This is a genomic window from Nocardioides sp. SR21, from assembly GCF_022761125.1.
In the GTDB taxonomy this organism is placed as follows: domain Bacteria; phylum Actinomycetota; class Actinomycetes; order Propionibacteriales; family Nocardioidaceae; genus Nocardioides.
In genome coordinates, this window is record NZ_JAKWJR010000002.1 from 489,218 (window position 1) to 512,746 (window position 23,529).

General features: G+C 70.8%; 25 protein-coding genes. 17 read left to right on the plus strand and 8 right to left on the minus strand.

From position 1 onward, the window contains the following. Positions 1-8: 8 nt before the first annotated feature. Genes MJ604_RS05660 through gabT form a run of 3 tightly spaced genes read right to left on the minus strand, consistent with a single transcriptional unit; the run spans position 9 to position 3,582 of the window. The gene (locus tag MJ604_RS05660) at positions 9-461 is read right to left on the minus strand and encodes a nuclear transport factor 2 family protein (protein WP_243057317.1); all 453 of its coding nucleotides are present in this window, start codon (positions 459-461) and stop codon (positions 9-11) included. Continuing rightward, a complete protein-coding gene (locus MJ604_RS05665; RefSeq protein ID WP_243057318.1) occupies positions 458-2,230 on the minus strand; it encodes an amidohydrolase family protein in 1,773 nt (590 codons plus the stop codon). The genes MJ604_RS05660 and MJ604_RS05665 overlap by 4 nt, the downstream gene beginning before the upstream one ends. Before the next feature lie 32 nt (positions 2,231-2,262). Further along, on the minus strand, positions 2,263-3,582 hold the full coding sequence (gabT, locus tag MJ604_RS05670; RefSeq protein ID WP_243057319.1) for a 4-aminobutyrate--2-oxoglutarate transaminase: 1,320 nt from the start codon (positions 3,580-3,582) through the stop codon (positions 2,263-2,265). Between the two features lie 22 nt (positions 3,583-3,604). On the opposite strand from gabT, the gene MJ604_RS05675 reads away from it, so the two are divergent. The 7 genes from MJ604_RS05675 (at position 3,605) to MJ604_RS05705 (ending at position 9,795) form a co-directional block, all read left to right on the plus strand. Beyond that, entirely contained in the window at positions 3,605-4,717 is a 1,113-nt protein-coding gene (locus MJ604_RS05675; RefSeq protein WP_374458332.1) for a 1-deoxy-D-xylulose-5-phosphate reductoisomerase, read from the plus strand. After that, positions 4,717-6,078: an RIP metalloprotease gene (locus MJ604_RS05680; RefSeq protein ID WP_243057321.1), complete on the plus strand. Its 1,362-nt coding sequence runs from the start codon at positions 4,717-4,719 to the stop codon at positions 6,076-6,078. Before MJ604_RS05675 ends, MJ604_RS05680 begins: the two co-directional genes overlap by 1 nt. A 10-nt stretch (positions 6,079-6,088) precedes the next feature. Beyond that, positions 6,089-7,240 (plus strand): flavodoxin-dependent (E)-4-hydroxy-3-methylbut-2-enyl-diphosphate synthase, encoded by a 1,152-nt coding sequence (gene ispG / locus MJ604_RS05685; protein ID WP_243057322.1) that lies wholly within the window; start codon positions 6,089-6,091, stop codon positions 7,238-7,240. Between the two features lie 19 nt (positions 7,241-7,259). After that, positions 7,260-8,108, plus strand: a complete 849-nt coding sequence (locus MJ604_RS05690; RefSeq protein WP_243057323.1) for a GNAT family N-acetyltransferase — start codon at positions 7,260-7,262, stop codon at positions 8,106-8,108. After that, positions 8,108-8,464 (plus strand): DoxX family protein, encoded by a 357-nt coding sequence (locus MJ604_RS05695; RefSeq protein WP_243057324.1) that lies wholly within the window; start codon positions 8,108-8,110, stop codon positions 8,462-8,464. Before MJ604_RS05690 ends, MJ604_RS05695 begins: the two co-directional genes overlap by 1 nt. Positions 8,465-8,527: 63 nt before the next feature. Then, positions 8,528-9,067, plus strand: a complete 540-nt coding sequence (locus MJ604_RS05700; RefSeq protein ID WP_243057325.1) for a DUF6318 family protein — start codon at positions 8,528-8,530, stop codon at positions 9,065-9,067. Positions 9,068-9,354: 287 nt separating this feature from the next. Further along, entirely contained in the window at positions 9,355-9,795 is a 441-nt protein-coding gene (locus tag MJ604_RS05705; RefSeq protein ID WP_243057326.1) for a hypothetical protein, read from the plus strand. 60 nt (positions 9,796-9,855) lie between these two features. On the opposite strand, the gene MJ604_RS05710 is transcribed toward MJ604_RS05705, so the two are convergent. Further along, a complete protein-coding gene (locus MJ604_RS05710) occupies positions 9,856-10,767 on the minus strand; it encodes a hypothetical protein (RefSeq protein WP_243057327.1) in 912 nt (303 codons plus the stop codon). A 60-nt stretch (positions 10,768-10,827) separates the two neighbouring features. Here MJ604_RS05710 and MJ604_RS05715 point away from each other — a divergent pair, with 60 nt between their 5' ends. Together MJ604_RS05715 and MJ604_RS05720 are read left to right on the plus strand one after the other, a co-directional pair. Beyond that, positions 10,828-12,600 carry a proline--tRNA ligase gene (locus MJ604_RS05715; RefSeq protein ID WP_243057328.1) on the plus strand — a complete coding sequence of 591 codons (1,773 nt, stop codon included), beginning with the start codon at positions 10,828-10,830 and terminating at the stop codon, positions 12,598-12,600. Next, positions 12,593-13,300 carry an HAD family hydrolase gene (locus tag MJ604_RS05720; protein ID WP_243057329.1) on the plus strand — a complete coding sequence of 236 codons (708 nt, stop codon included), beginning with the start codon at positions 12,593-12,595 and terminating at the stop codon, positions 13,298-13,300. Before MJ604_RS05715 ends, MJ604_RS05720 begins: the two co-directional genes overlap by 8 nt. Before the next feature lie 154 nt (positions 13,301-13,454). Here the strand turns inward: MJ604_RS05720 and MJ604_RS05725 are convergent, their stop codons facing one another. Together MJ604_RS05725 and MJ604_RS05730 are read right to left on the minus strand one after the other, a co-directional pair. Beyond that, positions 13,455-13,874 (minus strand): ferritin-like domain-containing protein, encoded by a 420-nt coding sequence (locus MJ604_RS05725; RefSeq protein WP_243057330.1) that lies wholly within the window; start codon positions 13,872-13,874, stop codon positions 13,455-13,457. After that, complete coding sequence (locus MJ604_RS05730) at positions 13,871-14,308, minus strand: hypothetical protein (protein ID WP_243057331.1); 438 nt, start codon at positions 14,306-14,308, stop codon at positions 13,871-13,873. Before MJ604_RS05730 ends, MJ604_RS05725 begins: the two co-directional genes overlap by 4 nt. Before the next feature lie 63 nt (positions 14,309-14,371). On the opposite strand from MJ604_RS05730, the gene rimP reads away from it, so the two are divergent. Continuing rightward, positions 14,372-14,881, plus strand: coding sequence for a ribosome maturation factor RimP (gene rimP / locus MJ604_RS05735; RefSeq protein ID WP_243057332.1), 510 nt, complete (start codon positions 14,372-14,374; stop codon positions 14,879-14,881). Further along, a complete protein-coding gene (gene nusA, locus MJ604_RS05740; RefSeq protein ID WP_243057333.1) occupies positions 14,881-15,864 on the plus strand; it encodes a transcription termination factor NusA in 984 nt (327 codons plus the stop codon). The genes rimP and nusA overlap by 1 nt, the downstream gene beginning before the upstream one ends. On the opposite strand, the gene MJ604_RS05745 is transcribed toward nusA, so the two are convergent. Next, on the minus strand, positions 15,861-16,604 hold the full coding sequence (locus tag MJ604_RS05745) for a glycoside hydrolase family 16 protein (protein WP_243057334.1): 744 nt from the start codon (positions 16,602-16,604) through the stop codon (positions 15,861-15,863). The genes nusA and MJ604_RS05745 overlap by 4 nt on opposite strands. A 67-nt stretch (positions 16,605-16,671) precedes the next feature. Between MJ604_RS05745 and MJ604_RS05750 the strand changes: the two genes are divergently transcribed. From MJ604_RS05750 to MJ604_RS05775, 6 genes are all read left to right on the plus strand, one after another. Next, the gene (locus MJ604_RS05750) at positions 16,672-16,986 is read left to right on the plus strand and encodes a YlxR family protein (RefSeq protein ID WP_308194111.1); all 315 of its coding nucleotides are present in this window, start codon (positions 16,672-16,674) and stop codon (positions 16,984-16,986) included. 136 nt (positions 16,987-17,122) lie between these two features. After that, positions 17,123-19,966: a translation initiation factor IF-2 gene (gene infB / locus MJ604_RS05755; protein ID WP_243057336.1), complete on the plus strand. Its 2,844-nt coding sequence runs from the start codon at positions 17,123-17,125 to the stop codon at positions 19,964-19,966. 71 nt (positions 19,967-20,037) lie between these two features. Beyond that, positions 20,038-20,496, plus strand: a complete 459-nt coding sequence (gene rbfA / locus MJ604_RS05760; protein ID WP_243057337.1) for a 30S ribosome-binding factor RbfA — start codon at positions 20,038-20,040, stop codon at positions 20,494-20,496. Beyond that, complete coding sequence (gene truB, locus MJ604_RS05765) at positions 20,493-21,356, plus strand: tRNA pseudouridine(55) synthase TruB (RefSeq protein ID WP_308194112.1); 864 nt, start codon at positions 20,493-20,495, stop codon at positions 21,354-21,356. The genes rbfA and truB overlap by 4 nt, the downstream gene beginning before the upstream one ends. A gap of 22 nt (positions 21,357-21,378) precedes the next feature. Next, the gene (locus MJ604_RS05770) at positions 21,379-22,311 is read left to right on the plus strand and encodes a bifunctional riboflavin kinase/FAD synthetase (RefSeq protein ID WP_243057338.1); all 933 of its coding nucleotides are present in this window, start codon (positions 21,379-21,381) and stop codon (positions 22,309-22,311) included. Beyond that, positions 22,308-23,267, plus strand: a complete 960-nt coding sequence (locus MJ604_RS05775) for a hypothetical protein (RefSeq protein ID WP_243057339.1) — start codon at positions 22,308-22,310, stop codon at positions 23,265-23,267. Before MJ604_RS05770 ends, MJ604_RS05775 begins: the two co-directional genes overlap by 4 nt. Here MJ604_RS05775 and MJ604_RS05780 read toward each other — a convergent pair. Next, positions 23,264-23,521: an HPr family phosphocarrier protein gene (locus MJ604_RS05780; RefSeq protein ID WP_243057340.1), complete on the minus strand. Its 258-nt coding sequence runs from the start codon at positions 23,519-23,521 to the stop codon at positions 23,264-23,266. The genes MJ604_RS05775 and MJ604_RS05780 overlap by 4 nt on opposite strands. Positions 23,522-23,529 lie beyond the last annotated feature (8 nt).

The window sequence follows — 23,529 nt, forward strand, 5'->3', positions numbered from 1 at the left end:
GCGGCGGGTCAGACCTCGTTCGTCGCGTCGTACACCCAGGACGTGTCGGCGGTGGCCAGCCCTTCGACCCACGATGCCGGCGCGGCGTTCATGATCGCGCCGTAGTCCCAGTAGTCCTTCCAGAGGCAGACCCTGCCGTCGCGCACCCGGTGAACGGTGACGAACGCGAGCGTGACGACCTCGCCGGTCGGGAACGTCCACGTCTCGGTGTGCTCGTACATCGCGTTGCCGTCGGCGTCGGCGACGAGCAGCCCGTCGTGGTTCTCGTACGCCGAGAGCCCGCCCCAGCCGACCTGCAGCCGCTTGGCGATGTCGGCCGGCCCGCGGGCCGCGAGCGACGGCCCGACGGGCATGTCGAGGTAGATGCAGTCGTCGGTCACCCAGTCGGCGATGCCGTCGTAGTCGCGGGCGGACAGCGTCCGCCAGAGGCCGCGCACGGCCTCCTCGGGGGTGCGGGTCACGAGGCGGCGACCGTGGCGCGGGAGTCCTGCTCGGCCCGCAGGAACTGGCCGGTGCGCTCGCGGCCGACGATCTCGGTGGGCTCGCCGTCGGCCACCACGCGCCGGCCCGCGATGAACACGGCGGGTACGGCGGCGTCGTTCCGGTTCACCATCCGCGAGAGGTTGCCGTACTGCTCGACCGGGCTCTCGTGGTAGCTCTCCAGGCTGGCGTCGAGCCGCTCCGGGTCGATGACCACGATGTCGGCGCGGTCGCCCTCGCGCAGGAAGCCCGCGTCGATGCGGTACCACTCGCCGAGCTCGCCGGTGAGCCGGTGGATCGCCTGCTCGGTGGTCATGAACGGCTTGCCCTGGATCTCGGCGTCGCGGACGTGCTTGAGCAGCCTCAGCGCGAAGTTGTAGAACGCCATGTTCCGTAGGTGCGCGCCGGCGTCGGAGAAGCCGACCTGGATGCCGGGGTCGGCGGCCAGCTTCTTGAGCACCTCGGGGCGGTGGTTGCTGATCGTCGTACGCCACCGGATGTCCGTGCCGTGCTCGAGCACGAGGTCGAGGAACGCGTCGACGGGGTGCTTGCCGCCGCGCTCGTCGCCGACCTGGCCGAACGACTTGCCGACCACCGACGCGTCGGGGCAGGCCACGATCTCGGCGTCGTAGAAGTCGCGGTGCCAGACGCGCGGGCCGTACTTGCTCTCGTAGTCCTTGCGGAACTTCTTGCGGTACTCCTCGTCGCGCATCAGCTCGTCGCGCGCGATCTTCTCCTGGATGTGCAGCGCCATCGCACCGGAGCCGAACTCCTCGAAGATCACCAGGTCGATGCCGTCGGCGTACACCTCGAACGGCACCGGTAGGTGCTGCCAGCGGAAGTCCGCGCCCATCTTGTTGACGACGTTCGCGATCGGTCGCATCAGGTGGATCACGAACGGGATCGCCTTGATGTCGGCGGCCGACAGCAGGCTGGTGCGCAGCGGTGCCTTGCCGAACCACCCGATGGAGCCGAGCGCCTGCACGCCGATCGTGTGCGGGTGGCTGGCGTCCGGGCCGGCCTGCAGCGCGCGCCTGCGGCTGCGCAGGATCTTGCGCAGGCCGCGCATCTCCTTGCCCTTGGCGTACGTCGAGGGCAGCGTGCGCGAGCGGCAGAGGTCACCGTCGACCTTGTCGAACAGCAGCTGCTGGGCGGACATGCCGACGAAGCCGGCGTCCAGCGCCTCGGTGAGCATCCGCTCCATCCGCGCCTGCTCGCTGCGCGAGGGCTTGACCTCCTTGCGGGTCGCGCGGTCCAGGCCCATGGTCGCGGTGCGCATGTCGGAGTGGCCGACGAACGCCGCGAGGTTCGGGCCGAGCGGCAGCGACTCGAGCATCTCGACGTACTGCTCGGCGTTGTTCCAGCTCTTGTGCTCGTCGACCGCGCGGATCACGTGCTGGCGCGGGATCGCCTCGACGCGACCGAACAGGTCGCCCGCGTCGACGCCGCCGACGTGGACCGTGGACAGGGAGCACGAGCCCAGCAGCAGCGTGGTGACACCGTGGCGCACCGACTCCGGCAGGCCCGGGCCGTCGAGCACCTCGATGTCGTAGTGCGTGTGGATGTCGACGAACCCCGGCAGCACCCACTGGCCGGCCGCGTCGACGACCTCGGGGCAGCCCGTCTCGTCGAGCGCCTCCGCCGAGACGACCGCGACCCGGCCGTCCTTGATGCCGAGGTTCCGGATCGCGGAGGCCGCGCCCGTCCCGTCGAACCAGCGCCCGCCCTTGATGATGGTGTCGTAGGTCACAAGGGCATGGAACAGGTTCTAGTTGACGCGCGTCAAGTGGTTGCGGCGAATGCCTCCGCGACCACGTCGAACGCCTCGCCGAGCAGCCCGTCGCTGATCGCCAGCGGAGGCAGGAACCGGAAGACGTTGCCCCAGGTGCCGCAGGTCAGCGTGACGACGCCGTTCTGGTGGCAGTACGCCGACACCGCGGCCGTGCGGACCGGGTCGGGGTCGGTCGTCCCCGGCTTGCAGAGCTCGATCGCCATCATCGCGCCGCGGCCGCGGACGTCCGCGATCACGTCGTGCTGGGCGGCCAGCTCGCCGAGGCGGGTGGCCATGATCGCGCCCAGTTCGCGGGCGCGGGCGTCGAGGACCTCGGTGCGCATCTCCTCGATCGCGCCGAGCGCGGCGGCACAGGCCACCGGGTTGCCGCCGTACGTGCCGCCGAGGCCGCCGACGTGGACGCTGTCCATCAGCTCGGCGCGGCCGGTCACCGCGGCCAGCGGCAGGCCGCCGGCCATGCCCTTCGCGGTCGTGACCAGGTCAGGAACGACGTCCTCGTGGTCGGCGGCGAACCAGTCGCCGGTGCGGCAGAAGCCGGTCTGGATCTCGTCGGCGATGAACACGATGCCGTTCTCCTCGGCCCACGCGGCCAGCGCGGGGAGGAAGCCGGGCGCCGGCACCACGAAGCCGCCCTCGCCCTGGATCGGCTCGATCACCAGGCAGGCGAGGTTCGTCGCCCCCACCTGCTTGTCGAGCACGTCGATCGCGCGGGCCGCCGCCTGCTCGCCGGTGAGCCCGTCGCGCAGCGGGTACGACATCGGGGCGCGGTAGACCTCGCCGGCGAACGGGCCGAAGCCGTTCTTGTACGGCATGTTCTTCGCCGTCATCGCCATCGTCAGGTTGGTGCGCCCGTGGTACGCGTGGTCGAACACGCCGACCGCGTCCCGGCCGGTCGCGACGCGGGCGATCTTGACGGCGTTCTCGACCGCCTCGGCGCCGGAGTTGAACAGCGCGGACTTCTTCGCGTGGTCGCCCGGCGTCAGCTCGGCCAGCGCTGCGCACACGTCGACGTAGCCGTCGTACGGCGTGACCATGAAGCAGGTGTGCGTGAACGCCGCGACCTGCTCCTGCACGTTGCGCACGACGGTCGGCGCAGCGTTGCCGACGGTGGTCACCGCGATGCCGGAGCCGAGGTCGATGAGGTGGTTGCCGTCGACGTCGACGAGCACGCCGCCGCCCGCCTCGACGATGAAGACGGGGAGCGTCGTGCCGACGCCGTCGGCGACGTGCGCCTTCTTGCGGTCGAGCCGCTCGAGCGAGCCGGGGCCGGGGATCTCGGTGACGAGGCGACGTTCCTGCGCGATGCTCATGTTGGGAGCGTAGTGCGGGAGACTGGGTGACGTGAGTGGCCTTCCTAGGGACATCGTCCTCCTCGGCAGCACCGGCTCCATCGGCACCCAGGCCCTGGACCTGGTCCGGGCGAACCCGGACCGGTTCCGCGTGGTCGGGCTGACCGCCGGTGGCTCCAACCCGGAGCTGTTCGAGGCGCAGGTCGCGGAGTTCGCGCCGGCGTACTCCGGCCTGGGTGAGGAGGCCTCGGTCGAGGCCGCGTCGCGCGAGTGCGACGTCGTCCTCAACGGCATCACGGGCGCGGTCGGCCTGCGGCCGACCCTCGCCGCGCTCGACGCCGGCAACGTGCTCGCGCTGGCCAACAAGGAGTCGCTGATCATGGGCGGCCCGCTGGTGCTCGACCGTGCCAAGCCCGGCCAGATCGTGCCGGTCGACTCCGAGCACAGCGCGCTCGCGCAGTGCCTGCGCGGTGGTACGCCGGACGAGGTACGCCGGCTCGTGCTGACCGCGAGCGGCGGACCGTTCCGCGGCCGGACCCGCGCCGAGCTCGAGCAGGTGACCGTCGAGCAGGCGCTGGCGCACCCGACGTGGGACATGGGCCCGGTGATCACGATCAACTCCGCGACTCTGGTCAACAAGGGCCTCGAGGTGATCGAGGCGCACCTGCTGTTCGGGATCCCGTTCGACCGGATCGAGGTCGTCGTGCACCCGACGTCGGTGGTGCACTCGATGGTCGAGTTCGTCGACGGCTCCACGCTGGTCCAGGCGAGCCCGCCGACCATGCTGATCCCGATCGCGCTCGGCCTGGCGTGGCCCGAGCGGGTGCCGGACGCCGCGCCCTCGGTCGACTGGACGAAGCCGGAGACGTGGGAGTTCTTCCCCCTCGACGACGAGGCCTTCCCGGCGGTCGCGCTGGCGCGCGAGGCGGGGGAGCGCGGCGGCACCGCGCCGGCGATCTACAACGCGGCCAACGAGGTGTGCGTCGACGCCTTCCGACGGGGGCTGCTCAGGTTCGTGGACATCGTGCCGACGGTTCAGACAACTCTCAGGCGGGACGACGTACCCTCGTACGGGCAGGCGATGACGGTTGAGGACGTCCTCGCCGCCGATGCGTGGGCTCGGAACACCGCCCTCGCCCTGATCGAAGGACGTTGATGACCGGCCTGTTCTACCTGCTGGGTGTGCTGATCTTCGTGGTCGCCATCCTGGCCTCGATCGGCCTGCACGAGCTCGGCCACATGATCCCGGCCAAGAGGTTCGGCGGGAAGGTCACGCAGTACTTCATCGGCTTCGGACCGACCGTGTGGAGCAAGCAGGTCGGCGAGACCGAGTACGGCGTCAAGGCGATCCCGCTCGGCGGCTACGTCAAGATCGTCGGGATGCTGCCGCCGGGCGCGGAGGACCTCGCCGACGAGGTGACGTACGACGCCGAGGGCAACCAGGTCGTCAAGGTGCGCAAGTCGAACACCGGCATGTTCACCCAGCTCATCTCGGACGCCCGAGCGGCGGAGTGGGAGCTGATCACGCCCGAGGACAACGACCGGCTCTTCTACAAGATGGCGTGGTGGAAGAAGGTCATCGTGATGGCCGGCGGGCCGACGGTGAACCTGCTCATCGCCTTCTTCATCTTCTGGGGCGTGTTCGCGACGTACGGCCAGCGGAGCGTGGAGCCCGAGCCCGGCCCGCCGGTGATCGACACCGTCTCCGAGTGCATCATCCCGTTCGACGACGAGGGCCGTGCCTGCACGTCCTCGGACCCGGCCAGCCCGGCCGTCGAGGCGGGCCTGCGCCCCGGTGACGTGATCACCAGCTTCAACGGCACCCCGGTCGCGAACTGGGACGACCTGCGCACGATGATCCGGGGCAACTCCGACGGCGAGGCCGTGATCGGCTACGAGCGCGACGGTCAGGAGCTGACCGGAACCACCAGCACCACCGTCGAGGCCCGGCCCACGTCGGGCACGGACCTCACGCTGCGCCAGGTCGGCTTCCTCGGCGTCACGCCCACGTCGTACATCGCCGTCGAGACCGGCGGCCCGATCTACACCCTCGACCAGATGGGCACGATGACGGTCGACACCGTCAAGGCGCTGGCCACGCTGCCGGTCAAGGTCTGGGGCGTCGCCGAGGCGATCGTCGGGGTCGAGGAGCGCAAGATCGACAGCCCGGTGAGCATCGTCGGCGGCGGCCGCCTGGCCGGCGAGACGGTCTCGCACGAGGAGTTCCCGGTGCGGGAGAAGGCCGTCTTCCTGCTGATGATGATCGCCGGCTTCAACCTGTTCATCGGCCTGTTCAACTTCATCCCGCTGCTGCCGCTGGACGGCGGGCACATCGCCGGCGCCCTCTGGGAGGCGCTGCGCCGCGGCTGGGCCCGCCTGTGGGGCCGCCCCGACCCGGGGTACGTCGACGTCGCCAAGCTGCTGCCGATCGCGTACTGCGTCGCCGCCAGCCTGCTGGTCATGGGCGTCGTGCTGATCGTCGGGGACCTCGTCGTCCCGCTCCACCTCGAGTCCTAGGATTCACCACATGACTGCCATCAGCCTGGGCATGCCCGAGGCGCCGCCGCCGGTGCTCGCTCCCCGCCGCAAGACCCGCCAGATCAAGGTCGGCAAGGTGGGCGTCGGCAGCGAGTCCCCGGTGTCCGTGCAGTCGATGACGACCACGCTCACGTCCGACGTGAACTCCACGCTCCAGCAGATCGCCGAGCTCACCGCGACCGGCTGCGACATCGTGCGCGTCGCCTGCCCGAGCCAGGACGACGCCGACGCGCTGCCCCAGATCGCGCAGCACTCGCAGATCCCGGTGATCGCGGACATCCACTTCCAGCCGAAGTACGTCTTCGCGGCGATCGACGCGGGCTGTGCCGCCGTACGCGTGAACCCGGGCAACATCCGCAAGTTCGACGACCAGGTCAAGGAGATCGCGCGCGCCGCGAAGGACCGCGGCACCTCGATCCGGATCGGCGTGAACGCCGGCTCGCTCGACCCGCGGCTGCTCGAGAAGTACGGCAAGGCCACGCCGGAGGCGCTGGTCGAGTCGGCCGTCTGGGAGGCCGGCCTCTTCGAGGAGCACGACTTCCACGACTTCAAGATCTCGGTGAAGCACAACGACCCGGTCGTCATGGTGCGCGCCTACGAGCTGCTCGCCGAGGCCGGCGACTGGCCGCTGCACCTCGGCGTGACCGAGGCGGGCCCGGCGTTCCAGGGCACGATCAAGTCGGCCACGGCCTTCGGTGCGCTGCTCTCGCAGGGCATCGGCGACACGATCCGCGTCTCCCTCTCGGCCCCGCCGGTCGAGGAGGTCAAGGTCGGCATCCAGATCCTGCAGTCGCTGAACCTGCGCCCGCGCAAGCTCGAGATCGTCTCGTGCCCGTCGTGCGGCCGCGCCCAGGTCGACGTCTACACGCTCGCCGAGCAGGTGACCGCCGGGCTCGAGGGCATGGAGGTCCCGCTGCGCGTCGCGGTCATGGGCTGCGTCGTCAACGGTCCCGGCGAGGCCCGCGAGGCCGACCTCGGAGTGGCGTCCGGCAACGGCAAGGGCCAGATCTTCGTGAAGGGCGAGGTCATCAAGACCGTGCCCGAGTCGCAGATCGTCGAGACGCTGATCGAGGAGGCCATGCGGATCGCCGAGGGCATGGAGTCCGTCGACGGCGCGTCGGCGTCCGTCACGGTGTCCTGACACGACGTAGGCTTCGGCCGTGCTCACGACCCGGCACGGCGTCCGCCCGCTCGGCGCCTCCGACCTCGCCGCCTTCCTGGAGCTCGCGCGCCGGGATCCGGTCGTGAACGTCTTCGCCGACTACCGCGCGAGCACCACCAACCTCGAGCCGCGCTGGCTCGGGGGCGAGATGTGGGGCCGCTTCGAGGGCGGCACCCTCGCCGCCGCGTGCCACGTCGGCGCGAACCTCGTGCCGGTGCAGGCGACCGCCGAGGACGCCGCGGTGTTCGCCGAGCGCGCGCTCGCCCGCGGCCGCACCGTCTCCACGATCGTCGGCCCGCAGGAGGCGGTCCGGGTGTTCTGGAACGGCGTCGCCGGCAGCTGGGGCCGGCCACGCGAGGCCCGCTGGGAGCAGCCGCACCTCGAGATCGCCGGGACGCCGTCGGTCGCGCCCGACCCGCTGGTGCGGCGTACGACCCGCGACGACCTGGACGAGGTCTACCCGGCGTGCGTGGCGATGTACACCGAGGAGGTCGGGGTCTCGCCGGAGTACGGCGGGGGAGCCGAGCTCTACCGCGCCCGGGTCATGCAGCTGATCAGCCGCGGCTGGTCGTTCGCGCGGTTCGACGACGACGGCCGGCTGGTCTTCAAGGCCGAGGTCGCGTGCGCGACGCCGTACGCCGCCCAGATCCAGGGCGTGTTCGTGCCGCCTGAGTACCGCGGCCAGGGCGTCGCGACCGCCGGGATGGCCGGCGTCGTCGAGATCGTGCGCCGCGAGATCGCGCCGGTGGTCTCGCTGTACGTGAACGACTGGAACACCAGCGCCCGCGCGGTCTACGAGAAGGTCGGCTTCCGCGAGACCGCCCGCTTCGCGACGGTGATGTTCTGATGACGCGCTCCGCACGGTTCCTCATCGCGATCTTCGGTGTCTCCGGCGTCGTCCACCTCGTCCGCCCCGAGGTCTACGAGCCCCTGATGCCCTCCTGGGTCCCCGCCCACCGGGCCGTGATCGTCGGCAGCGGCGTCGCCGAGCTCGCCTGCGCCGCCGGCCTCGCCGTACCCGCCACCCTGCGTACGGCCGGCTGGGCCAGCGCCCTGCTCCTCCTCGGCGTCTATCCCGGCAACATCAAGATGGCCGCCGACGCCGCGGGCACCCGCAACACCCGCTTCAAGGTCGCCGCCTTCGCCCGCCTCCCGCTGCAGGTCCCGATGATCCGCGCGGCCCTCCGCGTCGCCCGCGGCTGAGGTTCTCCACAGCTCGCTCTCACGCGGTTTCGCCTGCGCTCCGCCGGGGGAATGATCGGCCCCGTGACCGGTGCTCGGGCGGTCATCGCCGCCGCAGTCCTCCTGCTCGGAGTCAGCGCTTGCTCAAGCGACGACCCGGAGCCCATCGTTGCGCCCACGCCCAGCTCGTCGGCGCCGAGCGATCCGAGCCCGAGTAGTCCGAGCACCTCGCCGGTGTCGGCGTCGTTGTCACCTGAGGAAACGGTCCGTGCCTGGGTCGACGCGCAGAATCTGGCCCTCCAGACCGGCGAGACGGATGACCTCGAGAGCTGGAGTCTCGATTCATGTACGACATGCGATCAATTCATCGAGCCAATAGCCCGAGTGCATGCCGACGGCGGCTACTTCAAGACGGAGGGCTGGTCTATTGATGGCCTCAACCTTCGAAACTCTGGCACCGACACGCCAATCGTGGATGCGGCTGTCACGATCGCTGGCGGGAAGACGCTTGAGAGTGAGGGCGCAGAGCCGGTTGTCTATGGCCCTGAGAAGCACCTCTTGGCCTTCAAGCTCAAGGACGATGGCGCTGGATGGGGCGTGTCGTTCGTCGGGTTCATCTCGTGATCCGACGCACTCGCTTCTTGCTGGGGTTCGCTCTCGCTGCCGTCCTCATTGCCGCGCCCGCGCACGCTGACTGTGAGTGGGTTGAGGAGGTAATCGCGGTCAACGGTCTGATGGAGGTTCACTCCTCCATGAGTTGCCCAGGCGGATCGGGCTCATCGACAGACGTTGGCGACCAGCCGATGCGCGACTCGGACTGGGACACGATCTGCGTTCGGACCGCAATCTCCACGGGTCAGGCCCCGGGCGAGTACTGCAACGAGCCGGTTGAACCTAGCGCGAGTCCGACCGTGACTCCCGGTCTGGTTGCGCGCGCTTTTCAGCGCTTGCCGCTCCCGGCCTCAAGGCTCGTGGTCCAACCCCCGGACGGTCGGACGCTGGTGAATTTCGAGACCAATTTCTACACGGAGCAAGGGGAGTTCACGCGGACCGTGACGTTGCTCGGTCGGCAGGTGGAGCTGCGGATCTGGCCCGAGCGGTTCGGGTGGAAGTTCGGGGACGGGCACGAGAAGTGGACGACGTCGCCGGGCGACGCGTACCCGAACCTCGAGATCACGCACCGGTACCTGTCCAAGGGCCGGGTCGCTCCGAGCGTGTCGACCACATTTGCCGCTGAGTTCCGTGTCGGAAACGGGCCGTGGCGCGAGGTCTCAGGGACGGTCACGATCCCCGGCGCCGCGCAGAGCTTGCGAGTGGTGGAGGCCCGGCCGGTGCTGGTCGGCAGCTCCTGAGGCCCCGCCGTCCGTGGTCGACGGATGTGGGTCAGCGGATATGTCGGTCCACGTGGCGGCTCAGAACCGCGGCGTACGTCGCAACTTCGAGGCGCGCTCACACTCGCCACCGTCGCAGCGCACGGTGGCCCAGCGACGCTCGTCGTACGTGTCGAGAAGGAGCGAGGTGTTGGACTCCCAGCGGATCGAGCCGAAGAAGTACGGCGCGTCGTAGCGGGCGAGACGGTCGCCGGTGGCGCGGCGGACGGTGACCGACGAGGGGCCGATGCCGTCGGACAGGATGTGGATCGCGGCGACCCGCCCGCCGTCGGGGGAGACGGCCGTGACCCGCTCCTTGCACGACCGCGAGAGCCGGTTCCCGCTAAGGGAGGTGAGGACGGAGCAGCCGCCCAGGTACGGGTCACGGGTGTACGACGCGACGCGGTTGGCGGGGATCGAGGCGAAGTAGCCGGTGCGCCGGTTGATCGGCGAGGTGTCGTCGGTGCCGCCGTACGTCCACCAGAACGTCTTGTTCGGCGACCACGAGCCCAGCACGGCCCGACCATCGGCAGCATCGAGCACCGACACCGAGCCCGGGAACGTCCGCGTGACCAGGATCCGGCCGGTGCGGGCGCTGCGGACGCGGACTGTCGTCGAGTCCCGGCCCATGAACGGCGTCGAGATCAGGTGCCGACCGTCGTCGGACAGCAACGGGGACGCGGAGGCGTCGCGGTTCGAGGTGATCTCGCGCTGCCGCCCGTCGGCGCGCACCCAGATGATCCGCGCGTCGGAGCCGTCGGCGTCGGACAGCCGCACGACGTACCGGTCGTCCGACATGCCGAGAAGACCCACCGACGCCGCATCCATCCGCAGGCGCACGGATCCGTCGTGGACGACGCGCCCGTCGACGTGCGCCCCGGCCGGATGAGGACCAGCGGGGAGCGACGCAGGGGCGAGCGAGAGAAGCAGGGCCGAGACGAGTGCGGTGATCATGACTGGAGGACGCGATAACCCGGGCGAAGGTTGCAGTCCTCAGCAAGTAGCCTTCTCCGCATGATCATGCGGATGTCGAGCCTCTTCGTACGGACCCTGCGCGAGGACCCGGCGGACGCCGAGGTGCCGTCGCACAAGCTCCTGGTCCGCGCCGGCTACATCCGCCGCGCCGCGCCTGGCATCTACACCTGGCTGCCGCTGGGCCTCAAGGTGCTGCGCAAGATCGAGGACATCATCCGCGAGGAGATGAACGCGATCGGCGCGCAGGAGCTCAGCTTCCCCGCGCTGCTGCCCAGGGAGCCCTACGAGGCGACCAACCGCTGGACCGAGTACGGCGACGGCATCTTCCGCCTCCAGGACCGCAAGGGGGCCGACTACCTCCTCGGCCCCACCCACGAGGAGATGTTCACCCTCGTGGTGAAGGACCTCTACAGCTCCTACAAGGACCTGCCGCTCTCGATCTACCAGATCCAGACCAAGTACCGCGACGAGGCGCGCCCCCGCGCCGGCCTGCTGCGCGGCCGCGAGTTCGTCATGAAGGACTCCTACTCCTTCGACGTCGACGACGCCGGCCTCGAGAACAGCTACCAGGCGCACCGCAACGCCTACATCCGGATCTTCGACCGGCTCGGTTTCGAGTACGTCATCGTCGAGGCGATGTCGGGCGCGATGGGCGGCTCGAAGTCCGAGGAGTTCCTCGCGACCGCCACCGTCGGCGAGGACACCTACGTCCGCTGCTCGCTGTGCGACTACGCCGCGAACGTCGAGGCCGTGCACTCCCCGCCGATCGCCGCCGTGCCGTACGACGACGCGCCGGCCGCCCACGCGGAGCAGACCCCCGACACGCCGACCATCGACACGCTCGTCGACCACCTGAACGAGAAGTTCGCCCGCGACGACCGTCCGTGGACCGCCGCGGACACGCTGAAGAACGTGCTGTTCACGGTGAAGCACCCCGACGGCACCGTCGAGGCGCTGGCCGTCGGCCTGCCCGGTGACCGCGAGGTCGACGACAAGCGGCTCGAGGCGCACCTCGGCGAGGGCGTGGAGTTCGCGCCGTTCGGTGACGACGACTTCAAGAGCCGCCCGACGCTCGCCAAGGGCTACATCGGCCCCGGCGCGCTGGGGGAGAAGAAGCCCGCCGGCGTCCGCTACCTCGTCGACCCGCGCGTCGTCGAGGGCACCCGCTGGGTGACCGGCGCCGACACCCCGGGCAGCCACGTGATCGACCTGGTCGCGGGCCGCGACTTCTCCGCCGACGGCATCATCGAGGTCGCCGAGGTCCGCGACGGCGACCCCTGCCCCCGCGGCGACGGCGGCGTCCTCGAGTCCGCGCGCGGCATCGAGATGGGCCACATCTTCCAGCTCGGTCGCAAGTACGCCGACGCGCTCGACCTCAAGGTCCTCGACGAGAACGGCAAGCTGGTCACGGTCACCATGGGTTCGTACGGCGTCGGCCCGTCGCGCGCGGTCGCGGCGATCGCCGAGGGCACCCACGACGAGCTCGGCCTGGCCTGGCCCCGTGAGGTCGCGCCGGCCGACGTGCACATCGTCGCCGCCGGCAAGGACGAGGCGATCTTCGCCGCGGCCGAGCGGGTCGCGCACGAGCTCGACAAGCAGGGCATCGAGGTCCTGTACGACGACCGCGCCGGCAAGATCAGCCCCGGAGTGAAGTTCAAGGACGCGGAGCTGATCGGCGTCCCGACGATCGTCGTGGTGGGCAAGGGCCTCGCCGAGGGCACCATCGAGGTCAAGGACCGGGCGTCCGGCACCAGCGAGCAGGTCCCCGCCGACCACGTCGTCGACCACGTGGTGCGGGTGGTCCGTGCCTGAGCGGATCCAGGCGGTCATCTTCGACTGGGGCGGCACCCTCACCGCCTGGCACGACATCGACTTCCACGCGGAGTCGCTCGCGCTCGCCCAGGCTGTGGTGAACGCCGACCACGACATCGAGGTCTCGCGCACCCTGCTGCACCAGGCCGGCGACACGATCTGGGGCCGCTCGCGCGACCTCCAGCAGAGCTCCACGGTCGCGGACCTGTTCACCGCGGCCGGGCTCGAGCACGATCCCGAGCTGCTCACGGCGTACTACGAGTTCTGGGAGCCGCACACGCTCACCGACCCGGAGGTCCTGCCGCTGTTCGAGGACCTCCGCGCGCACGGCATCAAGGTCGGCGTGCTGTCGAACACGATCTGGCCGCGGGCGTGGCACGAGGGCTGGTTCCGCCGCGACGGCGTCGACCACCTGATCGACGGCGATGTCTACACGAGCGAGATCCCGTGGACGAAGCCGTCGCCGCACGCCTTCCGCGCCGCGATGGACACCGTCGGTGCGACCGACCCCGCGCGGTGCGTGTACGTCGGCGACCGCCTCTTCGACGACGTCTGGGGCGCGCAGAACGCCGGCATGCGGGCGATCCACGTCCCGCACAGCGTCATCCCGGCCAACCAGGTCGGCCACAGCGAGGGTGAGCCGGACGCCGTCGCGCACCGTCTCGGCGACGTCGCGAGCATCGTTCACGCCTGGTTCTGAAACACGTTCCACTGCACCTTTGTGCAATGCACAAACGTGAGGTCGCGTTCTCCACCCGATTCCCGCGAGCCCGTTGCATGCTTGTGCAAGAGCGACCTCCCCGTCAGTCCCCCCACATCCCGGCGGGGGTCGCTCCCGGCCTCACGGAAGGCCCCTAACGGTCCGTGAACTCGTCCAGCCCGGGGAACGTCTCGGGAGTTCCCCGGAAGACGAGTTCACGGACCGCTGCCTCGTTCAGCGCCGCGATCGCGAGCCGCCGGGTCGTCCCGGTCGAGCTCGCCACCAGGAAGGCGTACGTCGCCGCGGCCGAGCGCTCCAGCTCCAGCGCGGCCCGCTCCACGTCGCGCGCCGTCTCCAGCCTCGGGATCTCGTACGCCGCCAGCGCGGCCACCGGATCGCCCTCCAGGTCGATGACGGCGGCGGTCAGCAGGTCGCGGCGGGCGCGGTGCGCGGTGTAGGCCGCGGTCACCGCCTCGACCAGCTCGGGCGTGGCGCGCCCGCCGAGCGCGCCGTACACGAAGACCGCCGCGTGCTCGGCGGCGAGCGTGGTCTGCAGGGCCTCGAGCTCGCTCATGCGAGCCCCCGGGGAAGTCGCTGCGACACAGCCGCACTCATCGACGCGAGCAGCCGCGCCAGCGCGCCGCTCTCCGCGGCGACCGATGCCTGCACGAGCCGCTTCTGCAGGCGCTGCTCGGTGCGGCGTACGGCCTCCGTGGTCGCGACCGCGGTGCCTCCCGCGACCTCCTCCGGGCCGTCGAGCGCCTCGATGTGCTCCCGGTGCAGGACGGCCAGCCCGGGCAGTCCGGCGGCCAGCGCGAGCCGCTCCGCGCGGGCCAGGTCGACGAGCACGGCGTCGACGAGGGCGACGTCCGGATCGGGCGCCGGGGTGGCCGACGGCGCGCCGGCCGGGTCGGACTTGTCGCCATCGTCACAGCCGGACGTCACGATCGCGACCGCGCCGAGCGTGAGCGCGGTGCGGCGGGCGAGGGGGAGTGGTCCGACGTGCACGCGGTGACCCTATCCAGCGGCTAGGGTGGTCGATCAACAACAGCACAAGGAGGTCGCGTACCCGTGACAAGTTCCAAGCAGGACGTCATCCGGGACCGGATCGAGACTGAGCTCGTCGACCCCCTGAGTGCCCTCGCCCTCGACATCGAGGCCGTCGAGATCAGCCCCGCGGGCAACCGGCGGGTGCTGCGCGTCGCCGTCGACAAGGACGGTGGCGTGACGCTCGACGACGTCGCCGAGGCGACGCGCACGATCGACGCCGCGCTCGAGGCGTCCGACGTGATGGGCGAGCAGCCCTACACGCTCGAGGTCACCTCGCGTGGTGTGGACCGGCCGCTGACCCTGCCCCGGCACTGGCGCCGCAACGCCGGCCGGCTGGTCAAGGTCACGTTCGCCGACGGCCAGGACGCCACCGGGCGGATCAAGGAGTCCGGCGACGAGGGCGTGACGATCGAGGTCGACGGCACGGACCGGGACGTCGCGTATGCCGACGTGAAGAAGGCGCTGGTGCAGGTGGAGTTCAACCGGCCCGGCAAGGACGAGGCGGACGACGACGAGGCGGGAGAGGCCTGATGGACATCGACATGAGCATCCTGCGCATGCTCGAGCGGGAGAAGGAGATCTCGTTCGACGTGCTCGTGGAGGCGATCGAGCAGGCCCTGCTGACGGCGTACCACAAGACGCCCGGCGCGCAGGAGAAGGCCCGCGTCGAGCTGGACCGCAAGACCGGTCACGTCACGGTGATCGCCACCGAGGTCGACGACGAGGGCAACGCGGTCGGCGAGTACGAGGACACGCCCGAGGGCTTCGGCCGGATCGCGGCGACGACCGCGAAGCAGATCATGCTGCAGCGGCTCCGCGACGCCGAGGACGACATCCGCTTCGGTGAGTTCTCCGGCAAGGAGGGCGACATCATCTCGGGGATCATCCAGCAGGGTCGCAACCCCGACGACGTGCTGGTCGACCTCGGCAAGCTTGAGGCGCTGCTGCCGCCCGGTGAGCGGGTGCCGGGGGAGCGCTACGAGCACGGCACGCGCATCAAGTGTCTGGTGGTCTCGGTGCGCAAGGGCATGCGTGGCCCGCAGGTCACGCTGTCGCGCTCGCACCCGAACCTCGTGAAGAAGCTCTTCGCCCTCGAGGTCCCGGAGATCGCCGACGGCACCGTCGAGATCGCCGCGCTGGCGCGCGAGGCCGGTCACCGCACCAAGATCGCGGTCCGGTCGACCGCGTCCGGTGTGAACGCCAAGGGCGCCTGCATCGGCCCGATGGGGTCGCGGGTGCGCAACGTGATGTCGGAGCTGCACGGCGAGAAGATCGACATCGTCGACTGGTCCGACGACCCGGCCGAGCTGGTCGCGCACGCGCTGTCGCCGGCCCGGGTGACCTCGGTCGAGGTCATCGACGCCGAGGCGCGCGCCGCGCGGGTTGTGGTCCCCGACTTCCAGCTGTCGCTCGCGATCGGCAAGGAGGGCCAGAACGCCCGCCTCGCCGCCCGTCTGACCGGCTGGCGGATCGACATCCGCAGCGACGAGGCCCCGGCGGACGACGAGGGCTAACCGCCCCAGACGCGGTCGACGACCAGCTCGGGCACGAGCTGGTCGTCGGCACCCGTCGACCAGTCCGGGAAGTCGAAGACCGCGATCATCACCTGCATCGGGTACGCCGGCGGCCGCGCGCACCGGCGTACGACGGTGCCGTCCACGGTGAACACCGCCTCGTCGGCGTCCCAGTCGACGGCGTACGTGTGCGGCTCGGCGACGTCGATCGGGAGCCGGGGCGCGTCGAAGTCCTGGGTGAGCCGCGGGTCGCGGAACGCCTTGACGCCGACCCCGACTGCGGTGGGGTCCTTGCCGAACACCTCGACGACGCAGAGCTCGCCGCACTGCTCCTGGGCGTCGTCGTCCTCGAAGCCGCTCAGCCACAGCGCGGCCATCGACCGCGGCGAGAGGGACATGGCGCACCGGATCGCGACCCGTCCGGACGACGGCAGCCAGCCCTCGAAGCGTGGCTGCTCCTCGCGCACCGTCAGCCCCTCGCGGTAGCGCTGCTGTCCCCGGGTGCTGCCGGCCGGGCCGGACCACGCGCCGGACTGGATCCCGGACACCCGCAGCGGCGGATCGTGGTCGCCGGCGCACCACAGCCCCTGGTCCGGGGGAATGCGGAGCGTGAGCCGGCCGTTCTCGACGGTGTAGGTCGCCGCGCTCGCGGCCGTCGAGCTCCACACCGGCAGGTAGGACGGCAGCCAGATGGTCCGATCGAGGTCGGTCCCGGCGAAGTCCTCCGAGAAGTGGCTCACCTCACGACCGTAGGGTCGCGCGCCCCGGTTCGAAATAGGTGGTCCGAGCGCGGTAGGCTCTACGACAGTGGCGCGTGAACACATCCCTTCTGCATGCCCCGAACCATCTTTCCCGGTTCGGACGTGCGTCGGATGCCGTGCGCGGGCCGCTAAGGACGAGTTGTTGCGGGTGACCGCCGGCTCGGACGCGCACGGCCAGCCGGCCGTCGTACCCGATCCGACAGCCACCGCACCCGGACGTGGAGCGCACCTGCACCCCACAGCCGAGTGTTTCGAGCTCGCGGTACGCCGGAAGGCTTTCGGCCGTGCCCTTCGGGTCGCGACCGGGCTCTCCAGCGCACCGGTGGGCGACTACCTCGACTCGCAGAAATATCAACCCTGATCGACCGACAGAAACTGGAGCAGCAGCTCATGAGCACTCGATGAGTTCTTTCCGATGAGTTTGCACACCCCACTAACGGTCTGAATCACCCCCCAGCTGAAGTACTGGACCCGGGTCTCAGGCCAGAAGGAGAAGCGTGGCTAAGACCCGAGTTCACGAACTCGCCAAGGAGTTCGGAGTCGAGAGCAAGTTCGTTCTCGAGAAGTTCAAGGAGATGGGGGAGTTCGTCAAGTCGGCGAGCTCCACTGTCGAACTCCCCGCGGAGATGCGTTTCCGCAAGGAGTACGGCGCTGCCCTGAAGGCCGCTCCGGCCGCAGCGCCTGCCGAGGCCCCCGCCGCGGACAAGGCCGAGAAGCCGGCGCCCGCCAAGAAGGCCGCCGCCAAGAAGGCCGCCGCCGCTCCGGCGGAGGAGGCCCCCGAGGCCCCGGCCGCCGAGGTCGAGGCCCCCGCGGCCCCGGCCAAGAAGGCTGCGCCGAAGCCCGGCCCCAAGGCTGCTCCGGCCACCGAGGAGGCGCCCGCGCCTGCCGTCCAGGAGACGGCACCGCCCGAGGCTCCCGCCGCGGCTGCTCCGGCCACCCCGGCCGCACCGAAGGCCCCGACCCCGGCGCCCAAGCCGGTCGGCAAGCCCGGCGCCCCGCGCCCGGGCAACAACCCGTTCGCGTCCAGCCAGGGCATGGGCCGCAAGCCCGCCGCCCCGGAGCGCGCGGCCGACCCGGCCGCTCCCGGCGCCGGCGACAACCGTCCGCCGCGTCCGCCGGCCGCCCGTGAGGGTGGCGCTCCCGGTCGCCCGGGCATGCCTCGCCCGAACCCGGCCATGATGCCCAAGTCCCCGGCCGCCTTCGGCGGTGGCCCCGGTGGTCGTGGCCCCGGTGGCCCCGGTCGTCCGGGTGCTCCCGGTCGCGGCGGTGCTCCGGGTCGTCCCGGTGGCGCGCCCGGTCGTGGCGCTCCCGGTGGCGGTGCCGGTGCTCCCGGTCGCCCCGGCGGCGCTCCCGGTGGCTTCGGCCCCGGTGGCGGCCGTCCCGGTGGCGGTGGCCGTCCCGGCCAGCGTGGCCAGACCCAGGGTGCGTTCGGTCGCGCCGGTGGGCCCTCGCGCCGCGGTCGCAAGTCGAAGCGCGCTCGTCGTATGGAGTTCGAGGCCATGGAGGCCCCGACGATCGGCGGCGTGCGCGTCCGCAAGGGCAACGGCGAGACCGTTCGCCTGCCGCGTGGCGCCTCGCTGACCGACTTCGCCGAGAAGATCAACGTCGACGCCGCCTCGCTGGTGCAGATGCTGTTCAGCCTCGGCGAGATGGTCACCGCGACCGAGTCGGTGAACGACGAGACGCTCGAGCTGCTCGGTGAGGAGCTCAACTACGTCGTGCAGGTCGTGTCCCCGGAGGACGAGGACCGCGAGCTGCTCGAGTCGTTCGACCTGGAGTTCGGCGAGGACGAGGGCGACGAGGCCGACCTGGCCGTCCGTCCGCCGGTCGTCACCGTCATGGGTCACGTCGACCACGGAAAGACCAAGCTCCTCGACGCGCTCCGCAACGCGAACGTCGTCGACAAGGAGGCCGGTGGCATCACCCAGCACATCGGTGCCTACCAGGTCTCGGCCGAGGTCGACGGCGCCGAGCGTCGGATCACCTTCATCGACACCCCGGGTCACGAGGCGTTCACCGCCATGCGTGCCCGTGGTGCCCAGGCGACCGACATCGCGATCCTCGTGGTCGCGGCCGACGACGGCGTGATGCCGCAGACGGTCGAGGCGCTCAACCACGCCAAGGCCGCCGGCGTCCCGATCGTGGTCGCGGTCAACAAGATCGACAAGCCGGAGGCGGACCCGACCAAGGTCCGTGGCCAGCTGACCGAGTACGGCCTGGTCCCCGAGGAGTACGGCGGCGACAGCATGTTCGTCGACGTCTCCGCGAAGTCCGAGCTCAACCTGGACAAGCTGCTCGAGGCCGTCGTCCTGACCGCCGACGCGTCGCTCGACCTGCGGGCGAACCCGGACCAGAACGCCCAGGGCCTCGTGGTCGAGGCGCACCTCGACCGCGGTCGCGGTCCGGTCGCCACGGTCCTGGTCCAGCGCGGCACGCTGCGCGTGGGTGACTCGATCGTCGCCGGTGCCGGCTACGGCCGCGTCCGCGCGATGCTCGACGAGCACGGCGAGAACATCACCGAGGCCGACCCGTCGCGCCCGGCGATGGTCCTGGGTCTCACCGCGGTACCGGGTGCGGGCCAGAACTTCATCGTGGTCGAGGACGACCGGATGGCTCGCCAGATCGCCGAGAAGCGCGAGGCGCGGGAGCGCGCGGCCATGCAGGCCAAGCGCCGCGTGCGTCGTACGCTCGAGGACTTCATGGCCTCCATGGAGAAGGGTGCGAGCCAGGAGCTCAACCTCATCCTCAAGGGCGATGTGTCCGGTTCCGTCGAGGCGCTCGAGGACGCGCTCGCCAAGATCGACGTCGGCGACGAGGTCAGCATCCGCGTCATCGACCGCGGTGTCGGTGCGATCACCGAGACCAACGTCGACCTGGCCGCCGCCTCCGACGCCATCATCATCGGCTTCAACGTCCGCCCGCAGGGCAAGGCGACCGAGATGGCGGAGAAGGAAGGCGTGGAGATCCGGTACTACACCGTCATCTACCAGGCCATCGAGGAGATCGAGGCCGCGCTCAAGGGCATGCTCAAGCCGGTGTACGAGGAGTCGGTGCTCGGCCAGGCGGAGATCCGTGCGATCTTCCGCTCGTCGAAGATCGGCAACATCGCGGGCTGCATGGTCACGAACGGCCTGATCCGCCGCAACGCCAAGGTCCGGGTCATCCGGGACGGCGCCGTGGTGGCCGACAACCTCGACCTCGCGTCGCTCAAGCGTGAGAAGGACGACGCGTCCGAGGTCCGCGAGGGCTTCGAGTGTGGTCTCGTCCTGCGCAACTTCCAGGACATCAAGGAAGGCGACGTCGTCGAGGCGTTCGAGATGCGCGAGATCGCGCGCAGCTGATCAACCAGCACACGTCGGCGCAGTCCCGCTCGGGACTGCGCCGACGTTGCGTAGTGGAGTAAGAAGGAACCATGAGCAGCCCACGAGTCCGCAAGATCGCGGACCGCATCCAGGTGATCGTCGCGGAGATGCTCGAGCGCCGGATCAAGGATCCGCGCCTCGGCTTCGTGACCGTCACCGACGTGCGCCTGACCGGTGACTCCCAGCAGGCGACGATCTTCTACACCGTCCTCGACGCCACCGGCGACGACGAGGCGGCGCTCGCCAGCACCGCGGCGGCGCTGGAGTCGGCGAAGGGGCTGCTCCGCTCGGAGGTGGCCAAGCAGCTCGGCATGCGCACCGCGCCGACGCTGACGTTCATCGCCGACGCGCTGCCCGAGAGCGCCCGGCACCTCGACGAGGTGCTGGCCCGCGCGAAGGAGCTCGACGACGAGGTCGCGGCCCGGCGGGGTACGACCTACGCCGGTGACGAGGACCCCTACAAGAAGCCGCGCGAGGTCGGGGACGACCTCGAGGACGAGGACGAGTGACCGACGGGCTCGTCATCGTCGACAAGCCCGGAGGGATGACCTCGCACGACGTGGTGTCCCGGGTGCGCCGGCTGGCCGGCACCCGCAAGGTCGGCCACGCCGGCACGCTGGACCCGATGGCGACCGGCGTGCTGGTGCTCGGCGTCAACCGGGCGACCCGCCTGCTCGGTCACCTGATGCTGACCGACAAGGGGTACGACGCCACGATCCGGCTCGGTGTCGCGACGACGACCGACGACGCCGAGGGCGAGGTGGTCTCGACGAGCTCCACCGACCAGCTCGACGAGGCGACGATCCGGTCGGCGGCCGCGGAGTTCGTCGGTGACCTGATGCAGGTGCCGACCGCGGTGTCGGCGATCAAGGTCGACGGCAAGCGCGCCTACCAGCGCGTCCGGGACGGCGAGGAGGTCGAGCTCAAGGCCCGGCCGGTCACCGTCCACGAGCTGACGGTCTCCGACGTGCGGGTCTCGACGGGCCCGGCCGAGGTCGACGTGTCGGTGCGCTGCACGAGCGGCACCTACATCCGCGCGATCGCGCGCGACCTCGGCGCGAAGCTGGGCGTCGGCGGCCACCTGACCGCGCTGCGGCGTACCGCGGTCGGGCCCTACGACCTGTCCGTGGCGCGCACGCTGGAGGCGCTCGGCGAGGAGTTCGCGCTGCTCCCGATCGCGACCGCCGCGCGCGCCGCGTTCGCGTCGTACGACCTCGACGAGGCCGGTGCGACCGACGTCCGGTACGGCCGCGCGCTCGACCTGGACCTCCCCGGGCTGACCGCCGTCTTCGCCCCCGACGGGGAGTTCCTGGCCCTCTACGAGCCCCGCGACGGTCTTGCGCGGGCGGTCGCTGTCTTCACCGGCTGACCTCTCTCGGTAGTGTTCGCGCGTGCACATCTGGCGATCCCTCGACGAGGTCCCGGCCGACCTCGGCCCGACCGCCGTCGTCATCGGCAACTTCGACGGCGTGCACCTGGGTCACCGGCACGTCGTGGCCCGGGCGCGTGAGATCGCCGCGGAGCACGACCTGACCGTCGTCGCGGTCACCTTCGACCCGCACCCGATGGCGGTGCTGCGGCCCGAGCACGCCCCGACGACGCTCACCTCGCTCGAGGTCCGCGCCGAGCTCCTCGCGGACGCCGGCGCCGACGCGATGCTCGCGGTGCCGTTCGACCGCGAGGTCGCGGCCTGGACTCCGGAGCAGTTCGTCGAGTGGGTGCTGGTGACCGGCCTCAAGGCGAGCGCGGTGGTCGTGGGCGCGAACTTCCGCTTCGGCAACCGCGCGGCCGGCGACGTCGCCACGCTGCGCGAGCTGGGCGCCCGGCACGGCTTCTCCGCCGAGGGCATCCCGCTCGACGGCGGCCCCCAGGTGTGGTCCTCGACGTACGTCCGGATGAGCCTGGCCGCCGGTGACGTCGCGGGCGCCTCCGAGGCGCTCGGCCGGCCGTACTCCGTGCGCGGCGTGGTCGTGAAGGGCGACCAGCGCGGCCGCGAGCTCGGCTTCCCGACCGCGAACGTGCCCACCGACGTGCTCACCGCCGCGCCGCCGGACGGCGTCTACGCCGGTTGGCTGCGCCGGGTCGACACCGACGAGACGTTCCCCGCCGCGATCAGCGTCGGCACCAACCCGACGTTCGACGGCGACCGCTACCGCCGCGTGGAGAGCTACGTGCTCGACCGCACCGACCTCGAGCTGTACGGCGTCGAGGTGGAGGTCAGCTTCGTCGAGCGGCTGCGCGGGATGGTCGCGTTCGAGTCCGTGGAGGCCCTCGTCGAGCAGATGAACGCGGACGTCGTCCGGGCCCGCGAGCTCCTGACGTGACCCGCGAGGAGACCCTGGCGGCCACCGACGCGTGGTTCCTGGAGCACGGGCTCTCCTACTTCGTGCCGGAGAAGCGGGCCGACGTGCGCAACGCGCTGCGGCTGAAGCGGACCGTGCCGCTGATCCTGGTGGTCGCGCTGGTCGCTGCCGGGGTCGGCGTCGGGATCGCACTGCTGACCGACGAGTTCAGCGCCGCCCCGGCGCTGCTCGTGACCATCGGCGGGCTGGCGCTGCTGTGGTACGCCCTGACCGCTCTGCACGCCCGGCAGATCGTCGGCTGGGCGCTGCACCGCACGCTCGGCAGCCTGCGGTTCCTGCTGCCGATGACGACCCGCGCGCTGCCGCTGCTGCTGCTCGCGATCACCTTCCTGTTCATCAACACCGAGATGTGGCAGGTGGGCGGCAACCTCACCCTCGGCGCGCTCTGGCTGGTGATCGTGCTGTTCGCGAGCCTGGCCCTCGGCTTCCTGCTCGTGCGCCTGCCCGAGGAGGTGGACCGCGCCGACGACGACGTCGACGACGCGTTCCTGCTGCGCACCACCGCCAAGACGCCGCTCGCAGAGACCGCCCGCGAGCTCGTGGACGACCCAGAAGCCGACCCGGCGTCGTACGCCGAGGTGACCGGCTACGAGCGCTGGAACCTGATCCTGGTGCTGATGATCGTGCAGTTCGTCCAGGTGCTGCTGCTGTCCTTGATGGTCTTCGCGTTCCTGCTGCTGTTCGGCTCGCTGATCATCAGCGGACCGGTGCAGACGGCCTGGGACATCCAGTCACCCTTCAGCCGGACCTTGGTGCAGGTCTCGGCCTTCCTCGCGGCGTTCTCCGGCCTCTACCTGACAGTGTCGACCGTGACCGACGAGGCGTACCGCGCGCAGTTCTTCGGCAGCGTGACGCGTGAGCTCGAGCGGGCCGTGGGCATGCGTGCGGTCTACCTCGCCTTGCGGGCTCGCGCCTAGGCATCGAGGTCTTTCTCGACCAGGGCCACGATCGCGTCGAGCGCCGCCTGGTCGTCGCTGCTGACCTCGACCTGGTCGCCGGGGCCGGCGCCGAGGGTCATGATCAGCAGCGACGAGCTGGCGTCGACCGGCTCGTCGCCGGGGATGCCGATCAGCACCTCGACGTCGAGCTCCTCGACGGCCTCGCTGATGATCTGGGCGGGCCGGGCGTGCAGGCCGACGGACGAGCCGACGGCGACGGTCTTGCTGGGCATCGAGGTCT